The 15550-nt window shown below is 39.7% G+C and carries 15 protein-coding genes; 9 read left to right on the top strand and 6 right to left on the bottom strand.

Features of this window, described 5'->3' with window-relative positions:
• Nucleotides 1-3: 3 nt before the first annotated feature.
• From menD to BUR11_RS03715, 3 genes are read right to left on the bottom strand one after another with little or no spacing between them, the layout of a single operon-like run.
• Nucleotides 4-1689 carry a 2-succinyl-5-enolpyruvyl-6-hydroxy-3-cyclohexene-1-carboxylic-acid synthase gene (gene menD / locus BUR11_RS03705; protein WP_074223464.1) on the bottom strand — a complete coding sequence of 562 codons (1686 nt, stop codon included), beginning with the start codon at nucleotides 1687-1689 and terminating at the stop codon, nucleotides 4-6.
• The gene (locus tag BUR11_RS03710; RefSeq protein WP_074223465.1) at nucleotides 1686-2903 is read right to left on the bottom strand and encodes a chorismate-binding protein; all 1218 of its coding nucleotides are present in this window, start codon (nucleotides 2901-2903) and stop codon (nucleotides 1686-1688) included. Before BUR11_RS03710 ends, menD begins: the two co-directional genes overlap by 4 nt.
• Entirely contained in the window at nucleotides 2903-3325 is a 423-nt protein-coding gene (locus tag BUR11_RS03715; protein WP_074225102.1) for a hotdog fold thioesterase, read from the bottom strand. The genes BUR11_RS03710 and BUR11_RS03715 overlap by 1 nt, the downstream gene beginning before the upstream one ends.
• Before the next feature lie 51 nt (nucleotides 3326-3376).
• Between BUR11_RS03715 and BUR11_RS03720 the strand changes: the two genes are divergently transcribed.
• A complete protein-coding gene (locus BUR11_RS03720) occupies nucleotides 3377-3994 on the top strand; it encodes a histidine phosphatase family protein (protein ID WP_074223466.1) in 618 nt (205 codons plus the stop codon).
• On the opposite strand, the gene BUR11_RS03725 is transcribed toward BUR11_RS03720, so the two are convergent.
• The 3 genes from BUR11_RS03725 to BUR11_RS03735 form a co-directional block, all read right to left on the bottom strand.
• Complete coding sequence (locus tag BUR11_RS03725) at nucleotides 3984-4367, bottom strand: hypothetical protein (protein ID WP_143185822.1); 384 nt, start codon at nucleotides 4365-4367, stop codon at nucleotides 3984-3986. The genes BUR11_RS03720 and BUR11_RS03725 overlap by 11 nt on opposite strands.
• 147 nt (nucleotides 4368-4514) lie before the next feature.
• On the bottom strand, nucleotides 4515-5285 hold the full coding sequence (locus BUR11_RS03730) for a zinc ribbon domain-containing protein (RefSeq protein ID WP_074223468.1): 771 nt from the start codon (nucleotides 5283-5285) through the stop codon (nucleotides 4515-4517).
• Nucleotides 5286-5288: 3 nt separating this feature from the next.
• The gene (locus tag BUR11_RS03735; RefSeq protein WP_074223469.1) at nucleotides 5289-6389 is read right to left on the bottom strand and encodes a Nif3-like dinuclear metal center hexameric protein; all 1101 of its coding nucleotides are present in this window, start codon (nucleotides 6387-6389) and stop codon (nucleotides 5289-5291) included.
• Between the two features lie 41 nt (nucleotides 6390-6430).
• Here BUR11_RS03735 and lpxK point away from each other — a divergent pair, with 41 nt between their 5' ends.
• From lpxK to BUR11_RS03775, 8 genes are all read left to right on the top strand, one after another.
• Complete coding sequence (lpxK, locus tag BUR11_RS03740; RefSeq protein ID WP_074223470.1) at nucleotides 6431-7468, top strand: tetraacyldisaccharide 4'-kinase; 1038 nt, start codon at nucleotides 6431-6433, stop codon at nucleotides 7466-7468.
• Between the two features lie 14 nt (nucleotides 7469-7482).
• Nucleotides 7483-9417 (top strand): putative porin, encoded by a 1935-nt coding sequence (locus tag BUR11_RS03745; RefSeq protein ID WP_317045219.1) that lies wholly within the window; start codon nucleotides 7483-7485, stop codon nucleotides 9415-9417.
• Between the two features lie 2 nt (nucleotides 9418-9419).
• Nucleotides 9420-10031 carry a tRNA-(ms[2]io[6]A)-hydroxylase gene (miaE, locus tag BUR11_RS03750; protein ID WP_200800380.1) on the top strand — a complete coding sequence of 204 codons (612 nt, stop codon included), beginning with the start codon at nucleotides 9420-9422 and terminating at the stop codon, nucleotides 10029-10031.
• Between the two features lie 2 nt (nucleotides 10032-10033).
• The gene (locus BUR11_RS03755; RefSeq protein WP_074223472.1) at nucleotides 10034-10510 is read left to right on the top strand and encodes a GyrI-like domain-containing protein; all 477 of its coding nucleotides are present in this window, start codon (nucleotides 10034-10036) and stop codon (nucleotides 10508-10510) included.
• Between the two features lie 120 nt (nucleotides 10511-10630).
• On the top strand, nucleotides 10631-11875 hold the full coding sequence (locus BUR11_RS03760; RefSeq protein ID WP_074223473.1) for an ABC transporter permease: 1245 nt from the start codon (nucleotides 10631-10633) through the stop codon (nucleotides 11873-11875).
• Between the two features lie 120 nt (nucleotides 11876-11995).
• Nucleotides 11996-13684, top strand: coding sequence for a GMC oxidoreductase (locus BUR11_RS03765; RefSeq protein ID WP_074223474.1), 1689 nt, complete (start codon nucleotides 11996-11998; stop codon nucleotides 13682-13684).
• 177 nt (nucleotides 13685-13861) lie between these two features.
• Entirely contained in the window at nucleotides 13862-14488 is a 627-nt protein-coding gene (gene pnuC, locus BUR11_RS03770; RefSeq protein ID WP_074223475.1) for a nicotinamide riboside transporter PnuC, read from the top strand.
• A complete protein-coding gene (locus tag BUR11_RS03775; protein WP_074223476.1) occupies nucleotides 14466-15539 on the top strand; it encodes an acyl-CoA dehydrogenase family protein in 1074 nt (357 codons plus the stop codon). Before pnuC ends, BUR11_RS03775 begins: the two co-directional genes overlap by 23 nt.
• Nucleotides 15540-15550 lie beyond the last annotated feature (11 nt).

Raw genomic sequence — 15550 nt, forward strand, 5'->3', positions numbered from 1 at the left:
TCTTTATTCCATTAAGGAGTTAGAGATTTGATCTTTAATTGCTTTCAGAATAGAAGTATTAAGCTCACTTTCTGTTTCTATTTCTAAAATTTTGGGATGTAAAGATTCCTGGTAAAAATCTACCAATGAGGCATCCAGTTCTTCAGAATTTACCACTTTGGTATAGAAGAACCCAAATTCTGTTGCCAAATGCTGAGCTGATAATTTTTGTTTAGTCTCAAAAAATTCCTCAAGTTCAGGTTGCTCACTAGGGCCTTTGATGATCCTAAATATTCCCCCTGCATGATTATTAAGCAGGATAATTCTTAGGTTGGGCATGGCATAATTATGCCAGAAAGCATTACGATCGTAAAAGAACGCCATATCCCCAGTCACCAATGTAACCAGCTCTTTCGTGGTAAATGTGCAGCCCACTGCGGTAGAACTGGATCCATCAATGCCACTGGTTCCACGATTACAACAAACTTCCTGTTCTCTTGCTCCCAAAAAATTTAAATAACGGACAGACATGCTATTTGCTACATGAATTTTGGCTTGTTTAGGAGAGGTCTGGAGCGCTGCATGAAGGGCAGAGTATTCGCCAAAATCCACCTGGTTAAGTACCATAGGTAATTTATTTTTAACCTTTAACTCCAAGGAATGCCAAGCCTGATAAAATTCAAGGTTTTGCGGTTGTAGATTCCCAGAAAGCCATTTGAAAAAGACCATTGGATGAGTGGGCAAAATACGGGTAAGCCGTTGAAAGGTGTCTTTCGCATTTCCATCTTCCTGAATATGCCAATGGGAAGCTTTTGTTGATCTTAAGAAGAGCTTTAGTGCTTTGGAAATAATGGACTTCCCAAAGCTAATGATCAGGTCAGGCGCTAGATTGCTGTTTAGTTGAGGGATGCCTAACCAGTGATCATGGAAGGTGATACTTTTATCGGATTGCATATTCCCGATGCAATCGGAAACAAAAACTACCTGATGAGTGTCTGATAAAGAATTGAGTAGGTTTTGAATTTCCGGATTAGGCCTTTGCTGACCAACAATAACCAGCATTCTTTTCACGGCACCTAAGCGACTTTTGAGTTTTGCAAAAGATTCATCCGATAGCAGTACTTTGCTGGAAAGCTGGTTGAAAACACGAGGTTTCCCTGGAAAATGGATTGATTCCCCTTCAGTAGGGTAAAAGGGCTCCTTTAATGGAATGTTGAGGTGAACAGGACCACAAGGATATTGTTTGGAGAGGTTGATTGCCTCATTACTTACCCTGGCAGCAAGCCAGGAATCATCTTCCGTTCCTATTGAATTTGGGAATTGGAAACTTCCTTTCACATGTTTTCCATAAACCCCCTCTTGAAATATTGTTTGGCCATCGTATTGATCAATCCATTCATTGGGTCGATCGGCAGTGATGAGGAGCAATGGGATTTGTTGGAAAAATGCCTCTGCCACTGCAGGGAAATAATTCAAGGCGGCAGAACCACTGGTACATACCAAAGCCACAGGTTCTTCTAATTGTTGCGCCATCCCCAATGCTATAAATGCCGCTGAACGTTCATCAGAGATCGTCCTCGTATGAATATCCGGGTGACGTGCAAAAGCCAAAGTAAGAGGGGCACATCTGGATCCAGGAGACAAGATGACATTCTTGATTCCTTTTTTAGCGCAAATAGCCACCAATTCGATAATGTGAGAGAGGATCAAGCTGTTGGATTTTGGATAAATTTCCCAATGATTTCACACTTATACTCTGTTTCTTCCCATTCCTTTTCAGGAACTGAATCTTCAGTAACCCCTGCTCCAGAATATAAAACCGCTTTATTGCTAAAAAGAGCAGCAGTACGAAGATTGACAAAAACCGAAGTTTGTCCTTGAACATTTACTGGACCTAGGAATCCAGCATAGAAAGAACGATCAAAATCCTCATATTCCTGCAAAAAGTCATGAGCTTCTTTTCGTGGCATGCCACAAACAGCAGAAGTGGGGTGTAGTAAATTGAGCATGATGGAACCAAGCTCCGGAAAGCCAGTTGCTTCCATGTCTATTCTAAAGTCTGTCTTGAGATGTAATAGATCTCCTGCTACAACAGTTTTAGGACCGTGTTCCTCGTATTCTCTAAGTCGTATCTTCTTAAAGCAAGAAACTATATACCTGCTCACCAATGCTTGCTCCTCAATCTCTTTCTGCGTCCAGGCTACAGATTTAAGCGGGTTGTCCCCAGTTGCTTTTTGGGTCCCTGCCAACGACATGGTATAAAAGATATCACCTTTGGTTTCAATTAATACCTCTGGAGAAGCCCCCATCCAAGTTCCTAAATGTGGAATGTGGAAAAAGTTTATCAGTGCATTGGGATAGGAATTCATCAAACTTAAGAGCGTGCAAGCTAAATTGAAATCCTCTGGAATGTCAATGGTTTTCGTTCTAGCTGGAACGACCTTTTCCAGTTTATTTTCTTTTACAGCTTCTATACCCCGTTCTACAAGTTGGAGAAAATGGGATTTATCTTCACTGATTCCTGAAGTAATGATTTTGTTATTGATGGTTTGATCAAAAAGTAATTTTCTAAGCTCTGCATCATTGAGTTTTTGTTGGTCTTCCAGTTGGATTTTTGCCCATTCTGGTAAGTCTTCAGGTTTAAATTCCTGGTCTAGCTCGAAGCTGAAATACCGATTCGCCTTGATGTAATATGCTTTTTTATCCTCTTGATCTGCAAAGGGATGAACGATAAACCCAGGGGGCAATTCTTCAAGGCTTAATGCTACTTTCTGAGGAGACGCAGTTTCATCCAATACCATTTCCAGTTTTTTGGATTTTGGTTTTCTCCATATGGCAAAGGATCCGCCGGAAGTTAATCCAAGCTGCAACAAAAGCTGAATAATTTCTGTTTGGGTATGATTATATGAAACCTCAGTATTCATTATTTTCTATCTAAAATAGCCATTGTAATTCGACTGATGCAGCAAAGCTGGTTTTCTTCATTTCGGATTTTTATTTCCCAAACCTGAGTGCTTTTACCCAAATGAATGGGACTTGCAGTACCAGTTACAAAACCATCTTTTACGGATTTTAAATGATTTGCATTTATTTCCAAGCCTACGCAAAACTGCTTTTCCGAATCCAAAGTGAAGGAACTTGATATACTTCCCAAAGTTTCAGCAAGCACTACATTCGCTCCTCCATGCAACAAACCCATGGGTTGTTTTGTTCGGTGATCTACGGGCATTTTGGCAGAAATAGTATCTTCTGTAACATCCGTGAAAAGTATTCCCAAATACTCTACCATCGTATTTTCAATTTGTTTATTGAGTTGATCAAGGGAAGGCTTTCGCTTAAATACCATGAAAATTAAAGTAAATGAGTTTTCTTTGGGGGAAGACAAAAATAGAGAATCTTGAATCGAAAAAAAATTTACTTAGTTAGGCACGGGCAAACTGATTTCAATTTGAAGGGCGTAGTACAGGGAAGTGGGATTGATGCTGATATCAATGAAACAGGTAGAGCCCAGGGAAAGATGTTTTTTGAGGCATATAAAGATGTTCCTTTTGATCGGGTATACCATACTGCCTTGATTCGAACCAAGCAATCAATTCAGAGATTTATAGATCTAGGAATTCCGACGACTACCTTGCCAGAGTTGAATGAAATTTCATGGGGTGACTATGAAGGAACTCCAATGACTACGGAAGAGAATCAATATTACGAACACATGCTCAACCAGTGGAGGGTAGGTAATTTGGATTATGCCATTGCAGGAGGAGAAAGTCCAAACATTGTGGCAGCTAGAATGATTAAAGGAATTGAAAGAATAATTGCAGACCCAGGAGAAAACGTGTTAGTATGTATGCACGGAAGGGCGATGAGAATATTTTTAAGCCTGATCTTGAAGGAAGATTTGAAAAATATGGACCAGTTCGAGCATCAAAACCTTTGTCTCTATTTACTGCAGGAAAATGAAAATGGGGAGTTTGAACTAGTAAAGAGGAATGATGTGAAACATCTTAAAGTTTAGTATCTGCTTTAGCAAGTTTACCGTTCTTTTTGAGCTGCTGGGCTTCTTCATATTCTGAAATGAAGCTTTGCAGTTCTTCTTTCCCTTCCGTCAAATCAAAAAGGCGAAAAGCGATTTCCTGAAGTTGCATTTCTTGGCCCTCTCCAATTTCCACAATAAAACTTCCTAGACTGCATTCATCAATTTCACTGCTTGGGACTTCAATCACCAAAGTGAGGTCAGAATTCCCCGAATAGGTTTTTGTTTTAAAGGCCTCAGAAAACTGATCTTCAATTTTTTGAATGGAAGTTTTTAGCGATTTAAGCTCTTTTTGTTTGAAAATCACCATAAAGGTCTTTGGATCATCACTTTTTGCAAAGGATGAGAGAGACATAAACATGATTATTAGTAGGGTTCCTAAACTTCTCATACCTTCCAAGATACTAAAATAATGCCTGAAGAAACAAGAGCTAGTGTCTAAAAAAATAAAAACCCCGAAAATGAATTTATTTTCGGGGTCTCTTTTATTTAAATCTGTGATTTAGGAAGCTTTAGATCTCTTCTTTTTCACTGGAGTTGGTTCTTCAATCTCATCCTCTACTCCGGCTAAGATTCTACCACAGTGCTCACACACGATTAATTTTTTCTTTTCTCTGATGTCAGCTTGTCTTTGAGGGGGAACTGTATTAAAACAGCCTCCGCATGCACCTCTTTTTACGAGCACTACTGCTAAGCCATTTTTAGCATTGGCTCTGATCTTATTGTAAGATTTAACCAAACGATCCTCCACTTTCTTCAAAGCTTTCTCTCTATCCGCATTTAATTTTGCTTCCTCAGACTCACTTTCAGAAATAATAGTGGATAATTCGCTGTTTTTCTGATCAAGATCTTTTTGGCGATCTTTCATCACTGCAGTAAGTTCTTCTAGATCAACTTTCTTTTGATCAATTTTTACTCCTGCTTCAGCGATTTTTTTCTTTGAAACCTGAATTTCCAAGTCTTGCAATTCCAGCTCCTTGGTGATGGCATCATACTCACGGTTGTTACGCACGTTCATCTGCTGCTCCTGATACTTCTTGATCAGTTTTTCAGATTCTTTAATGCTGTCCTTGAGTTGTTTGATTTCCTCTTCGTATGCTTCAATCTCGGCTTTGAATTTTTCCAAACGGGTTTCATAACCAGCAATCTCGTCTTCTAGATCTTGAACTTCCTCAGGTAGAGCGCCTCTTACCTTGATAAGAGCATCAAGTCTTGAATCAATAAGTTGAAGGTTGTGTATAGCCTCGAGTTTTTGTGCTACTGTACTTTCCATGTACTATCGGTAGGATGTGGGATTTGTAACTACTTTCGTCAAATAGAGTGCAATATTAGGAAAATTTTGTGACAATAGCTCTCCTAGTAATTCTTTTGTGAAAATTTCACTCTCATAGTGTCCAATATCACAAAGGATTAATTGCCCTTCTGTATCAAAAAACTCATGGTATTTGACATCAGAAGTGATAAATACGTCCGCATTGGCCCTTTTCGCCTGATTTAAAAGAAAAATTCCAGCTCCACCGCATACGGCAACTTTTTTTATTTTCTTCTGAAGAAAGGAGGTGTGTTTGACCACCTTCAGCTCCATTTTTTCTTTCAAATAATCTAAAAAGCCAGTTTCTTCCATGGATTCCGGTAACTCCCCAACCATACCTGCACCTACTTCTTGATGTTCGTTCTCTATACTGGACAAGTAATAGGCAACTTCCTCATAGGGGTGACTGGATTTGAGCTGGGCTAAAACTTTTCCAATCAAATAATTTGAAACCAGTACTTCGACTTTTATTTCCTCCAAGGTTTCGGGTTTACCTTGTTTTCCGATTGTAGGATTGGCTTTGGAAGAAGGAGTAAACGTTCCAGTTCCTTCTGTTTGAAAAGAACATTCTGAATATTCCCCAATTTTTCCAGCTCCTGCTTGATAAATGGCTTTCAAAACTTGCTCTTTATCTGCTTTAGGCACAAAGAATTCCAACTTACTCAATAATTGTTTTTTAGGCTGGAGAATCCTGGTGTTGATCAATCCAAGCCGATCACAGATTCTCTTATTGACCCCGTTGGAGACATGATCCAAATTGGTGTGGATTGCAAAAATAGCGATGTCATTTTTGATGGCTTTGATGACAGTTCGCTCCACATAGTTTCTTCCTGTAAAACTCTTTAACCCTTTGAAAACAATAGGGTGATGGGCTACAATTAAATTGGCTCCCAGGGATATTGCCTCTTCCACTACCTCCTCAGTACAGTCTAAAGAACAAATCACCCCCGTCACTAGATCGTTCCGATTGCCCGTAATCAATGTGGCGTTATCGTAAGATTCTTGGTAAGAGGGCGGAGCATAAGATTCTAGCCATGAAATCAATTCTCCAATCTTGTATCCCATAATTTTTATGTTTATTTGGTCAAAAATAGTAAAACTTAGGAATGCGCCCTTACGCTTTTTTGCTTTATCCATTTGCCTTGCTTTATGACCTTATCACCCGGATTCGGAATAAGTTTTTTGATTGGGGATGGCTTAAAAGTAGTGAATCTCCCATCCCAAGTATTTTGGTGGGGAATCTCCGAGTAGGGGGGACTGGGAAAACACCCATGGTGGAATACCTAATTGAGTATCTAAAGGCCAAAAAGAACATTGCTACGTTAAGCAGAGGCTATGGAAGAAAAACTCAAGGATTTTTGCAGGCCTCAGGAGGTTCAACTCCATCTGATATTGGAGATGAACCATTTCAGATTTATGAAAAATATGGGAATGGTATCTCTGTTTTTGTAGGGGAGGATCGAGTTGGAGCAGCCTTTCAAATCGAAGAAAAAAAACCAAATACAGAAGTGTTGCTTCTGGATGATGCATTTCAGCATCGATCATTTCGGGCTGATTTGAATATTCTTTTGACTACCTATGATCAGCCGTTTTTCTCTGATTTTTTACTTCCGATGGGGAGGTTGAGAGAAAGTAGGTCTGGAGCTAAACGCGCCAATCTAATTGTGGTCACCAAATCTCCAAGAGGATTGGATGCCCAAAAAAGAGATAGGTTCAAAAAGAAAATCCAACCATATAATCCAAGTGTTCCCATCTTATTTAGTTCGATTGGTTATGGGCAACCTGTGACACTTCAACCCGAGCATACGTTTTCGGATTCAGTGATATTAGTAAGTGGGATAGCGGATGATTCGCAGTTGAAATCCTTTGTGTCCAATAATTATGATTTACTAGAAACGCTCAATTATCCTGATCATCATGATTACAAACAAGAAGATTTTGAACGGATGAAACAGGTTTACCAGCAAAATGCTTCCAAAAAACCAGTGTTGATCACCACCGAAAAAGATGCAGTAAAAGTTAAATCTTCTTGTCCAGCAGGATTTCTAAGAGAAATTCCGATTTTTGTCTTGCCAATCCAGGTGGTTTTTTCACCTGAGGATGAACAAATCATACAAAGTTTTATCGATCAGGTAATTCTTTAAAAGAAAAAGATTAGGTGAAAATCAGAGTTTTCGGTTTACTTATGTTGTTGGGTATCGGGCTTTCCACAAGTTTGATGGCTCAGCGTCCTGTGACTACCAATCCTAACCAGCAAAGGACGAGGGAATTGGTTGATCCTCAAGAGGAAGAGGAAGAGATAGATGGAAGGAGACCCTTGTTAGATGATAGTACCAAACAGGTCTACGGGCCTAAAACCAGCCTTTATTTTTTCGAAAAAGACATCAAGAGAAATAACTTAATTCTTTATCCTCAAGATACCTCGTTGACCAATTTTCATAACTATGATCCAGTGTCAAAAGGAGGATGGAAATATCAGGACCTAGGCAATATAGGAAGTGCTTCTCAACCAGTCTTTTATCAGATTCCGGAATTAATAGGGACTAGATCTGGGTATTCTGCCTATGATTTATATTACCGGAACCCCGAAAATTATAAATATTTTGATACCAAATCCCCGTTTACTGAAATGTCTGCACTTTTTGGGGGAGGGCATCGGAATATGCTGGACCTGGCCTTTGCTAGAAACATTAACCCTCGCTGGAATGTAGGGTTTGAGTTTCATACCATCAAAGCCCGGAAAACGCTCAATCCTGTAGCAAGAGACGATAATATGGTGGATCAGACCTCCTATTCCCTGCATACGAATTATCGTTCTGAAAACGGAAAGTACTGGTTCCTGGGTAATTTTTCCAGGATGAAACATAAAGTGAATGAAATAGGAGGCATCATACCTCCAGAAGTGGATAGTACTTCTATTTATTTCACTTATGAGGATGCCAAGGTGTGGTTGAGAAATTCACAGGCGAGGGACCTGAGACAAGATTATCATTTTTATCATGAGTATAAGGTCCAGGATGGTTTGCAGATTTACCATGTGTTTGATAAAAAAAGCCAAGACATGACTTTTGAATCTGATCTGACTACCTCGGACTCCCTGTTTTATCCGAAAACAAGATTCAATCAGCCCGATACAACCAGAAATTTCAATGAATTTTCGGAGTGGAGAAATGAAGTTGGGTTTAAAGGTACCTTTGGAGGCTTTTTTTACAATGCCTATGGGAAGTTCAGGACAGGAAGGATGAAAAATAAGTTTTTTGAGGAGGATGATAAATTCAATGAAGTTTATCTAGGTGGACAATTAGTAGGTAAAATTTCTGATCAATGGTCTTTGACAGCTGATGGGGAGTATTTACTGCCTGGTGCATATAAACTTCATGGAATTTTCGTTTCTCCTTGGATAGAATTGGAATATACCAAGGCCTTGTACAAGCCTACCTCGGTTCAACAGGTGTACATGGGGAATCATTATCAATGGGAAAATGATTTTGATAACACCGGGGTGGATCAAATCAAAGGGAAATTGATCATCAATTTTGATAAAATCAGGTTAAGACCCAGTCTGACCATCAACAGAGTTAATAATTACATTTATTTCAATGAAGATAGGGGCGCCACCCAAAATAATGGGGAAGCTTTTATGTTAATGCCTGGTTTGGTGGCTAACTTCCAGATTGGAAAGAAATTCAGGTGGGACAATGAATTGGTATTTACCCAGGTTTCTGGAGCCGGAAGTGATGCCTTTAGAATTCCAAAGTTTTACGCTAACAGTAAGTTTTACTTTGATAGCCCTGCCTTTGATGAACATGTATTTATCCAGTTTGGGATTGATATTCGATACAAGTCTGACTATTATGCGGATGCTTACTTTCCTTCTACACAGCAGTTCTATCTGCAGAATTCATTCAATGTATATGCCTATCCAGTAGCAGATATATTTTTGAATTTCAGAATTAACAGAACCCGGGTATTGTTGAAGTACAATCACCTGAATAGCGGCTTGATGAGCCAGGAAGGTTATTTTGTTACCCCTGATTATACTGGATATAAATCATTTATTGACTTGGGAATCACTTGGTATTTATTTGATTAATTATGAGTTGGGAAGAAAGCACCAGAGAGAAAATGCTTCATTTGAAGTTGCCAACTGATCCTCGCTGGGTCAATATTGCTGAAATGCAGATTGAAGATATATTGACGGATCATGCGTATTGCGAACAAAAGGCTGCTTCTTCATGTATTAGTTTGATTTTGAGATTTTTTGATTTACCTGAACTAGTGGATACATTGACTCCAATAGTTTCCGAGGAATGGGGGCATTTTGAGCGTGTCATGGAGCAAATTCGAAAAAGGGGGTTGAGATTTGGTGAACCTCGGAAAGATGAATATGTTACCCGTCTTCAAGGATTTGTCAAAAAAGGAGGCAATCGATGGCAGCAACTTACAGAAGTATTGTTGCTGAATGCATTGATCGAAGCCAGAAGTTGTGAGCGTTTTAAGTTATTGTCCAAGAACATTGAAGATTCTGAGCTTCAAAGTTTTTATTATGAACTTATGATTTCTGAGGCAGGACATTATGTGACTTTTATTGAACTGGCTAGAAAATACCAAGATCCCGAAATTGTAAATGCTCGCTGGCAGGAATGGTTGACATTTGAGGCGGAAGTGTTGAAAGAATTGGGGGTTAGAGGAGATCGAATGCATTGAGAATGGTAGTAAAAATCAGAGAAATTCAGCCAAAGGAATTGGTGGGTCAAAAAATTGTGACCTCTATTTCGAAGAAAGAAACTTCAAAACTATGGAAGCCCTTTAGAGAGATTCTCAAAGAAAAAGACCTTTTTCCTAACCTTTTTTATTCCATCCATAGATATGGAAAAGCCATGCAGGAGGGGAATTTTTCATCAGATACTCTATTTGAAAAATGCGCAGCTATTGAGGTAGATTCTGATAGACTTGATGGGTTGGAGAAAATCAGTTTGGAAGGGGGGAAATACGCAGTATTTGAACATTCGGGATCCGTTTCCAAATTCCAACAAACCATGCAGAGATTTTATCAGGAATGGCTTCCTAAATCCGGATATGGATTGGACAATCGAGCCCATTTTGAAACATTTGATGAGCACTATGATCCTTTTTCAGAAAGTTCCGTTGAATTGATTTGGATACCCATAAAAGCCTTAGAATAATCAATTAATTGAATTTTAAGGTTAAAATTTGTGTAGCAATAAGCATTGTCAATCATTATTGTTATACTTAATCATAATTTTTAAAGCAGGTTATAAAATCTGTTCCAATTCGGACAACATATGAATTTGATCGAAAATATTAGGGAAGCCCTTAATTCTGTAAAAGTAAACTTGCTTCGTACCATTTTGACCGGGGCGATCATTGCCATTGGTATTTCCTCATTGGTAGGGATGCTGACGGCGATTGACGGAATCAAGACACAAATTGCGGAAAGTTTCTCGGGGCTAGGAGCCAATTCCTTTGATATCCGAAACAAAGGGTATTCAGGTGGTAGAGCCATTCAACAGGGAGTAACGGAGAAGACCTATCCAAAAATCACGTTCAGGGAAACCCAGGCATTTAAGTCTGAATACAGCGCTATTGGTAGCGCTACGGTTTATACCAGAGTAACTGGGGCTGCCGAAATAAAAAGAGGATCCAAAAAAACAGACCCTAATTCAAGGATTACTGGGGGTGATGAGAACTATCTGAATATCAAAGCTATGAAGATAGAGAACGGTAGGAACTTCAGTAATTTGGAAGTTGAATATGGAAACAATGTTTGTGTCGTAGGTACTGAGATTATTTCCACTTTATTCGAGCCCAATGAGGATCCAATTAATCAAAAGATTACAGTTTTTGGAAGGCCGTATGTGATAGTTGGGGTATTGGAGGAGCAAGGAGGAGTAGGTCAAGATCAAGGTGCTGATAGGCAGGTGATTATTCCTATAGAGAATGCTAGTAGATTGGATAGAAATGGGAATTTCAATTATAATATCACAGCCTTAAGTTCTGATGGTACCAAGATCGAGTACGATATGGGGCAGGCCACTGAGATTATGAGAAAGATTCGCCAGGACCGTGTGACGATGGAAGATTCATTTGATTTGACAAAGAGCCAATCAGTTGCTGAGAGCTTAGAGGAAGTGGCAGGGTATTTAAGAATGGGCGGTTTCGGAATTGGATTCATCACCTTATTGGGAGCCTCCATTGGACTCATGAATATCATGCTGGTTTCGGTAACGGAAAGAACCCGAGAAATTGGAGTTAGAAAAGCCTTGGGAGCTACCCCTTTAAGAATTCGCCAACAATTTTTGTTGGAGGCAATCATGATCTGCATTTTAGGCGGAATTTTGGGAGTGATTTTAGGAATCGCCATTGGTAATTTAATTTCCTTGGTTATTGGAGTAGGAGGATTCCTGGTTCCTTGGCTATGGATGTTTGTGGCCTTCTTGATCTGTATTATTGTTGGACTTTTGTCTGGATACATCCCGGCAAAGAAGGCAAGTAAAATGGATCCTATAGAATCACTTCGTTACGAATAAGAATAAAATAGAAAGACTCAATCAAACCTCCGGAATTTTGGAGGTTTTTTTATGGAAAGGAATTTGACCAATCATCGAATTCAATTATGGAATTGAAGCGTAATCCTATATTTTTCAATTATGAAAGCAAATCAATTTGACGCGATCGTTATTGGGTCAGGAATCAGTGGTGGTTGGGCAGCAAAAGAACTTTGTGAAAGAGGATTAAAGACACTTGTTTTAGAAAGGGGAAGAGCGGTAAAGCATTTAACCGATTATCCTACTATGACAGCTGCTCCTTGGGAAATGCCCCACAGAAACCGGATTCCATTAGAGGATAAAATTGCCAACCCAGTAGTCAACCGCTGTTATGCTTATAAAGAAGATACCGAACATTTCTTTGTGAAGGATACCGAGCACCCTTATGTGCAGGAGAAACCATTTGATTGGGTAAGAGGATACCAAGTCGGCGGCAAATCGTTGATTTGGGCGAGACAAACACAGCGTTGGAGTAACTATGATTTTGAAGGACCTGGAAGAGATGGATTTGCGGTAGATTGGCCAATTCGATATCCTGATATTGATCCTTGGTATAGCTATGTAGAGCGTTTTGTGGGAATAAGCGGTAGTTATGAGGGTTTGGATACCTTGCCTGATGGGGAGTTTTTGAAAGCCTGGGAAATGAATTGTGTAGAAAAGGAAATCCAAAAAAGGATTGTAGAGGCCTACAAAGACAGAAATGTAATCATTGGTAGATGTGCTCATCTGACAGAACCCAAAGATATTCATCTTGCACAGGGTAGAGGTCAATGCATGGCTAGGAATCAATGTTACCGAGGGTGCCCTTTTGGAGGGTATTTTAGCTCCAATTCCTCCACCTTACCTGCTGCCGCCAAAACAGGGAATCTTACGATCAGACCAGATTCTGTGGTTCATTCCTTGATTTATGATGATCAACAAGAGAAAGTAACAGGTGTCAGAATAGTGGACCGTATCTCGAAAGAGGTGATAGAATATTTTGCAAAAGTGATTTTCGTCAATGCCTCAGCTTTAAATTCCAATTTGATCTTATTGAACAGTACCTCCAAGCGATTCCCTACTGGTTTGGGAAATGATTCAGGGCTGTTGGGGAAATACATAGCGTTTCATAATTATAGAGGATCGATTGGGGCTCAGTATGAAGGCTTTGAGGACTCCTACTATTTTGGGAGAAGACCTACAGCGGTGATGATGCCTAATTTTAGGAATGTGAAGAAGCAAGAAATGGATTTTATGAGGGGCTACATGACTTTTTATACTGCAGGAAGAGCAGGGTTTGGTCATGCGGATGCTCCTTTAGGAGCGGAATTTAAAGCAGCTAATACCAAAGCAGGACCATGGTCAGTGTACATGATGATGCAAGGTGAGACGATTCCTAAAGAATCCAATCAGGTGAGTTTGAGTACAGATCAGCAGGATGAATGGGGAATTCCCCTTTTAAAAGTCAATGTGGATTACGATGCCAATGATGAAATGATTTTGAAAGATTTCCATGAGCAAGGTGAAGAAATGTTGAGGAAAGCTGGGTGCACCAACATACGGAAATCCGATAGTAAGCAAGCTCCGGGATTGGATATCCATGAGATGGGTGGGGTTCGAATGGGAAAAAACCCAGCTACCTCCCTATTGAATGGTTATAATCAGATGCATTTGGCACCCAACGTATTTGTTACTGACGGGGCTTGTATGACTTCTACCGGTACTCAAAATCCTTCCATCACATATATGGCTCTGACTGCGAGGGCAGTGGATCATGCTGTAAGAGAGATGAAAAATGGAAGGGTTAGATAATCCCATGAGATACGATTATTTTCTATATTAGCATCATCAAATAAGGGGTGCCCTAAATTACGGGCTGAGATCATACCCATCAGTAAGAGGTTACTGAGCACCTGATCCGGGTAGTGCCGGCGTAGGGATAAGATGAATTGTTCTCCCTTTTTTGAATAATCATAACAAATTATTCAAATGGAAAATTTTATGGAATTGGATCTGCTTTTGCAGCAGATTAGGAACACGAGTTTGCTCGAATGGGTTGCTGTGGGCTTTGGAGTGACAGAAGTGTTGTTGGCTCGGAAAAACAATGTGCTTTTATACCCGGCAGGAATCATCGGTATAGTATGTTCCTCCTTTTTATTGATTCATGCTAAACTGTATGCAGAAACGCTATTGCACGGGTATTATTTAGTGATGAGTATTTATGGTTGGGCCATGTGGAAAAACAGAAGTAGCTCTGGGGCCAGCCAAATTTCAAGAAGTAGTCCCAAAGATCAAAGAATCACCTGGTCCATAGCATTGGGGGGATGGGTTCTGTTGTATTTTGCGCTTCGCTTCTTCACCGATTCAGATGTCCCTGTGATAGATGCTTTCGTTTCTTCAACAGCTTGGGCAGGAATGTGGCTTTTGGCTAAACGAAAGCTTGAAAATTGGATTTGGCTGAACATTTCAAACGTAGTGGCCATTCCTTTGCTAATTCACAAACAATTGATTTTGGTTTCATTTTTAACCTTGTTTCTTTTCGTGGTAGCCATTTTCGGTTATTTAGATTGGAAAAAAGAACTAGAAAAAAAGCATGAAGGATACAACGCTATTTAGTCACGAGCTCGCCCTTAAAGCTGAAAAATCAGGAGCCCTTCCAAAGGAATGGCTGGAGTTGATTTATCAGGAGAAATGGTTTAAACTATTTGTGCCAAAAGAGCTTGGAGGGTTGGAGTGTTCGTTGCCAGAGGCCCTACAGGTAGAAGAGCGCCTTGCTAGTTTGGATGGTAGCTTAGGCTGGACGGTCACCTTATGTGCAGGTGCGGGATGGTTTGTAGGTTTCATGGATGAACAAATGAGAAATACCGTTTTTCCAGCATCTGACTTATGCCTGGCAGGGAGTGGGTTTGTAGGAGGGAAAGCTGACTTTGTAAATGGAGGATTTGAGATTTCAGGAAGTTGGACCTATGCATCAGGAGCTTTGCATGCCACCCACTTCACAGCGAATTGCGAAATTTTTGAAAATGGAAAACCTAACTTGGATGAAGAAGGAAATCCATTGGTCAAAGCTTTTTTGCTGGAGAAAAATGAAGTGGAGATTCTAGACGGATGGAATTATATGGGAATGATAGCGACAGGTAGTCATGCATTCAAAGCAGAAAAAATCAAGGTGCCTGCCTATAGAGCATTTGAAATAAAGCCGGATAAAACCACTCTTAAAGATCCAATTTACAAATTCCCTTTTTTGCAATTTGCAGAGGCTACGCTGGCGGTAAATATTTCAGGGATTTCCCTGCATCTGATTGATTTAATAGAGGAATCCTTTTGGAAACGACATCATTATAGAAAATATGATCAAAAGCATTTGAGCTATTTTCAAAAGATACTGGAAAAGAAGAAAAAGAAGCTGGATAAGTATAGAAGTAATTTTTTTAAAGAGTCGGACAAATCCTGGGAGGACTTGAAACTTCACGGTGAGATTTCCAAGAAGCATTTGAAATCGCTCAGTAAATCCGCAAGAAAATTAAGCCATAAATGCAGGGAATATAATGCTGCACTTTACCCATTTTCAGGGTTGGAGGCAGCAAAAACCCATACTGAATTGAATAGAGTTTGGAGAGATTTTAATACAGTAAGTCAACATGCCTTACTGATCTTTCCATTTTAGAATCTAGGTTT

It is taken from the genome of Algoriphagus halophilus, from assembly GCF_900129785.1.
GTDB lineage: Bacteria > Bacteroidota > Bacteroidia > Cytophagales > Cyclobacteriaceae > Algoriphagus > Algoriphagus halophilus.

What these genes read in the sequence shown, in the direction of transcription:
- pnuC (WP_074223475.1), top strand. Translation starts at nt 13,862, where the DNA reads ATGGAAAATTTTATGGAATTGGATCTGCTTTTGCAGCAGATTAGGAAC.
- BUR11_RS03725 (WP_143185822.1), bottom strand. Translation starts at nt 4,367, where the DNA reads ATGTCTCTCTCATCCTTTGCAAAAAGTGATGATCCAAAGACCTTTATG.
- BUR11_RS03760 (WP_074223473.1), top strand. Translation starts at nt 10,631, where the DNA reads ATGAATTTGATCGAAAATATTAGGGAAGCCCTTAATTCTGTAAAAGTA.
- miaE (WP_200800380.1), top strand. Translation starts at nt 9,420, where the DNA reads ATGAGTTGGGAAGAAAGCACCAGAGAGAAAATGCTTCATTTGAAGTTG.
- BUR11_RS03775 (WP_074223476.1), top strand. Translation starts at nt 14,466, where the DNA reads ATGAAGGATACAACGCTATTTAGTCACGAGCTCGCCCTTAAAGCTGAA.
- BUR11_RS03735 (WP_074223469.1), bottom strand. Translation starts at nt 6,389, where the DNA reads ATGGGATACAAGATTGGAGAATTGATTTCATGGCTAGAATCTTATGCT.
- BUR11_RS03765 (WP_074223474.1), top strand. Translation starts at nt 11,996, where the DNA reads ATGAAAGCAAATCAATTTGACGCGATCGTTATTGGGTCAGGAATCAGT.
- lpxK (WP_074223470.1), top strand. Translation starts at nt 6,431, where the DNA reads ATGCGCCCTTACGCTTTTTTGCTTTATCCATTTGCCTTGCTTTATGAC.
- BUR11_RS03715 (WP_074225102.1), bottom strand. Translation starts at nt 3,325, where the DNA reads ATGGTATTTAAGCGAAAGCCTTCCCTTGATCAACTCAATAAACAAATT.
- BUR11_RS03730 (WP_074223468.1), bottom strand. Translation starts at nt 5,285, where the DNA reads ATGGAAAGTACAGTAGCACAAAAACTCGAGGCTATACACAACCTTCAA.
- BUR11_RS03755 (WP_074223472.1), top strand. Translation starts at nt 10,034, where the DNA reads ATGGTAGTAAAAATCAGAGAAATTCAGCCAAAGGAATTGGTGGGTCAA.
- BUR11_RS03710 (WP_074223465.1), bottom strand. Translation starts at nt 2,903, where the DNA reads ATGAATACTGAGGTTTCATATAATCATACCCAAACAGAAATTATTCAG.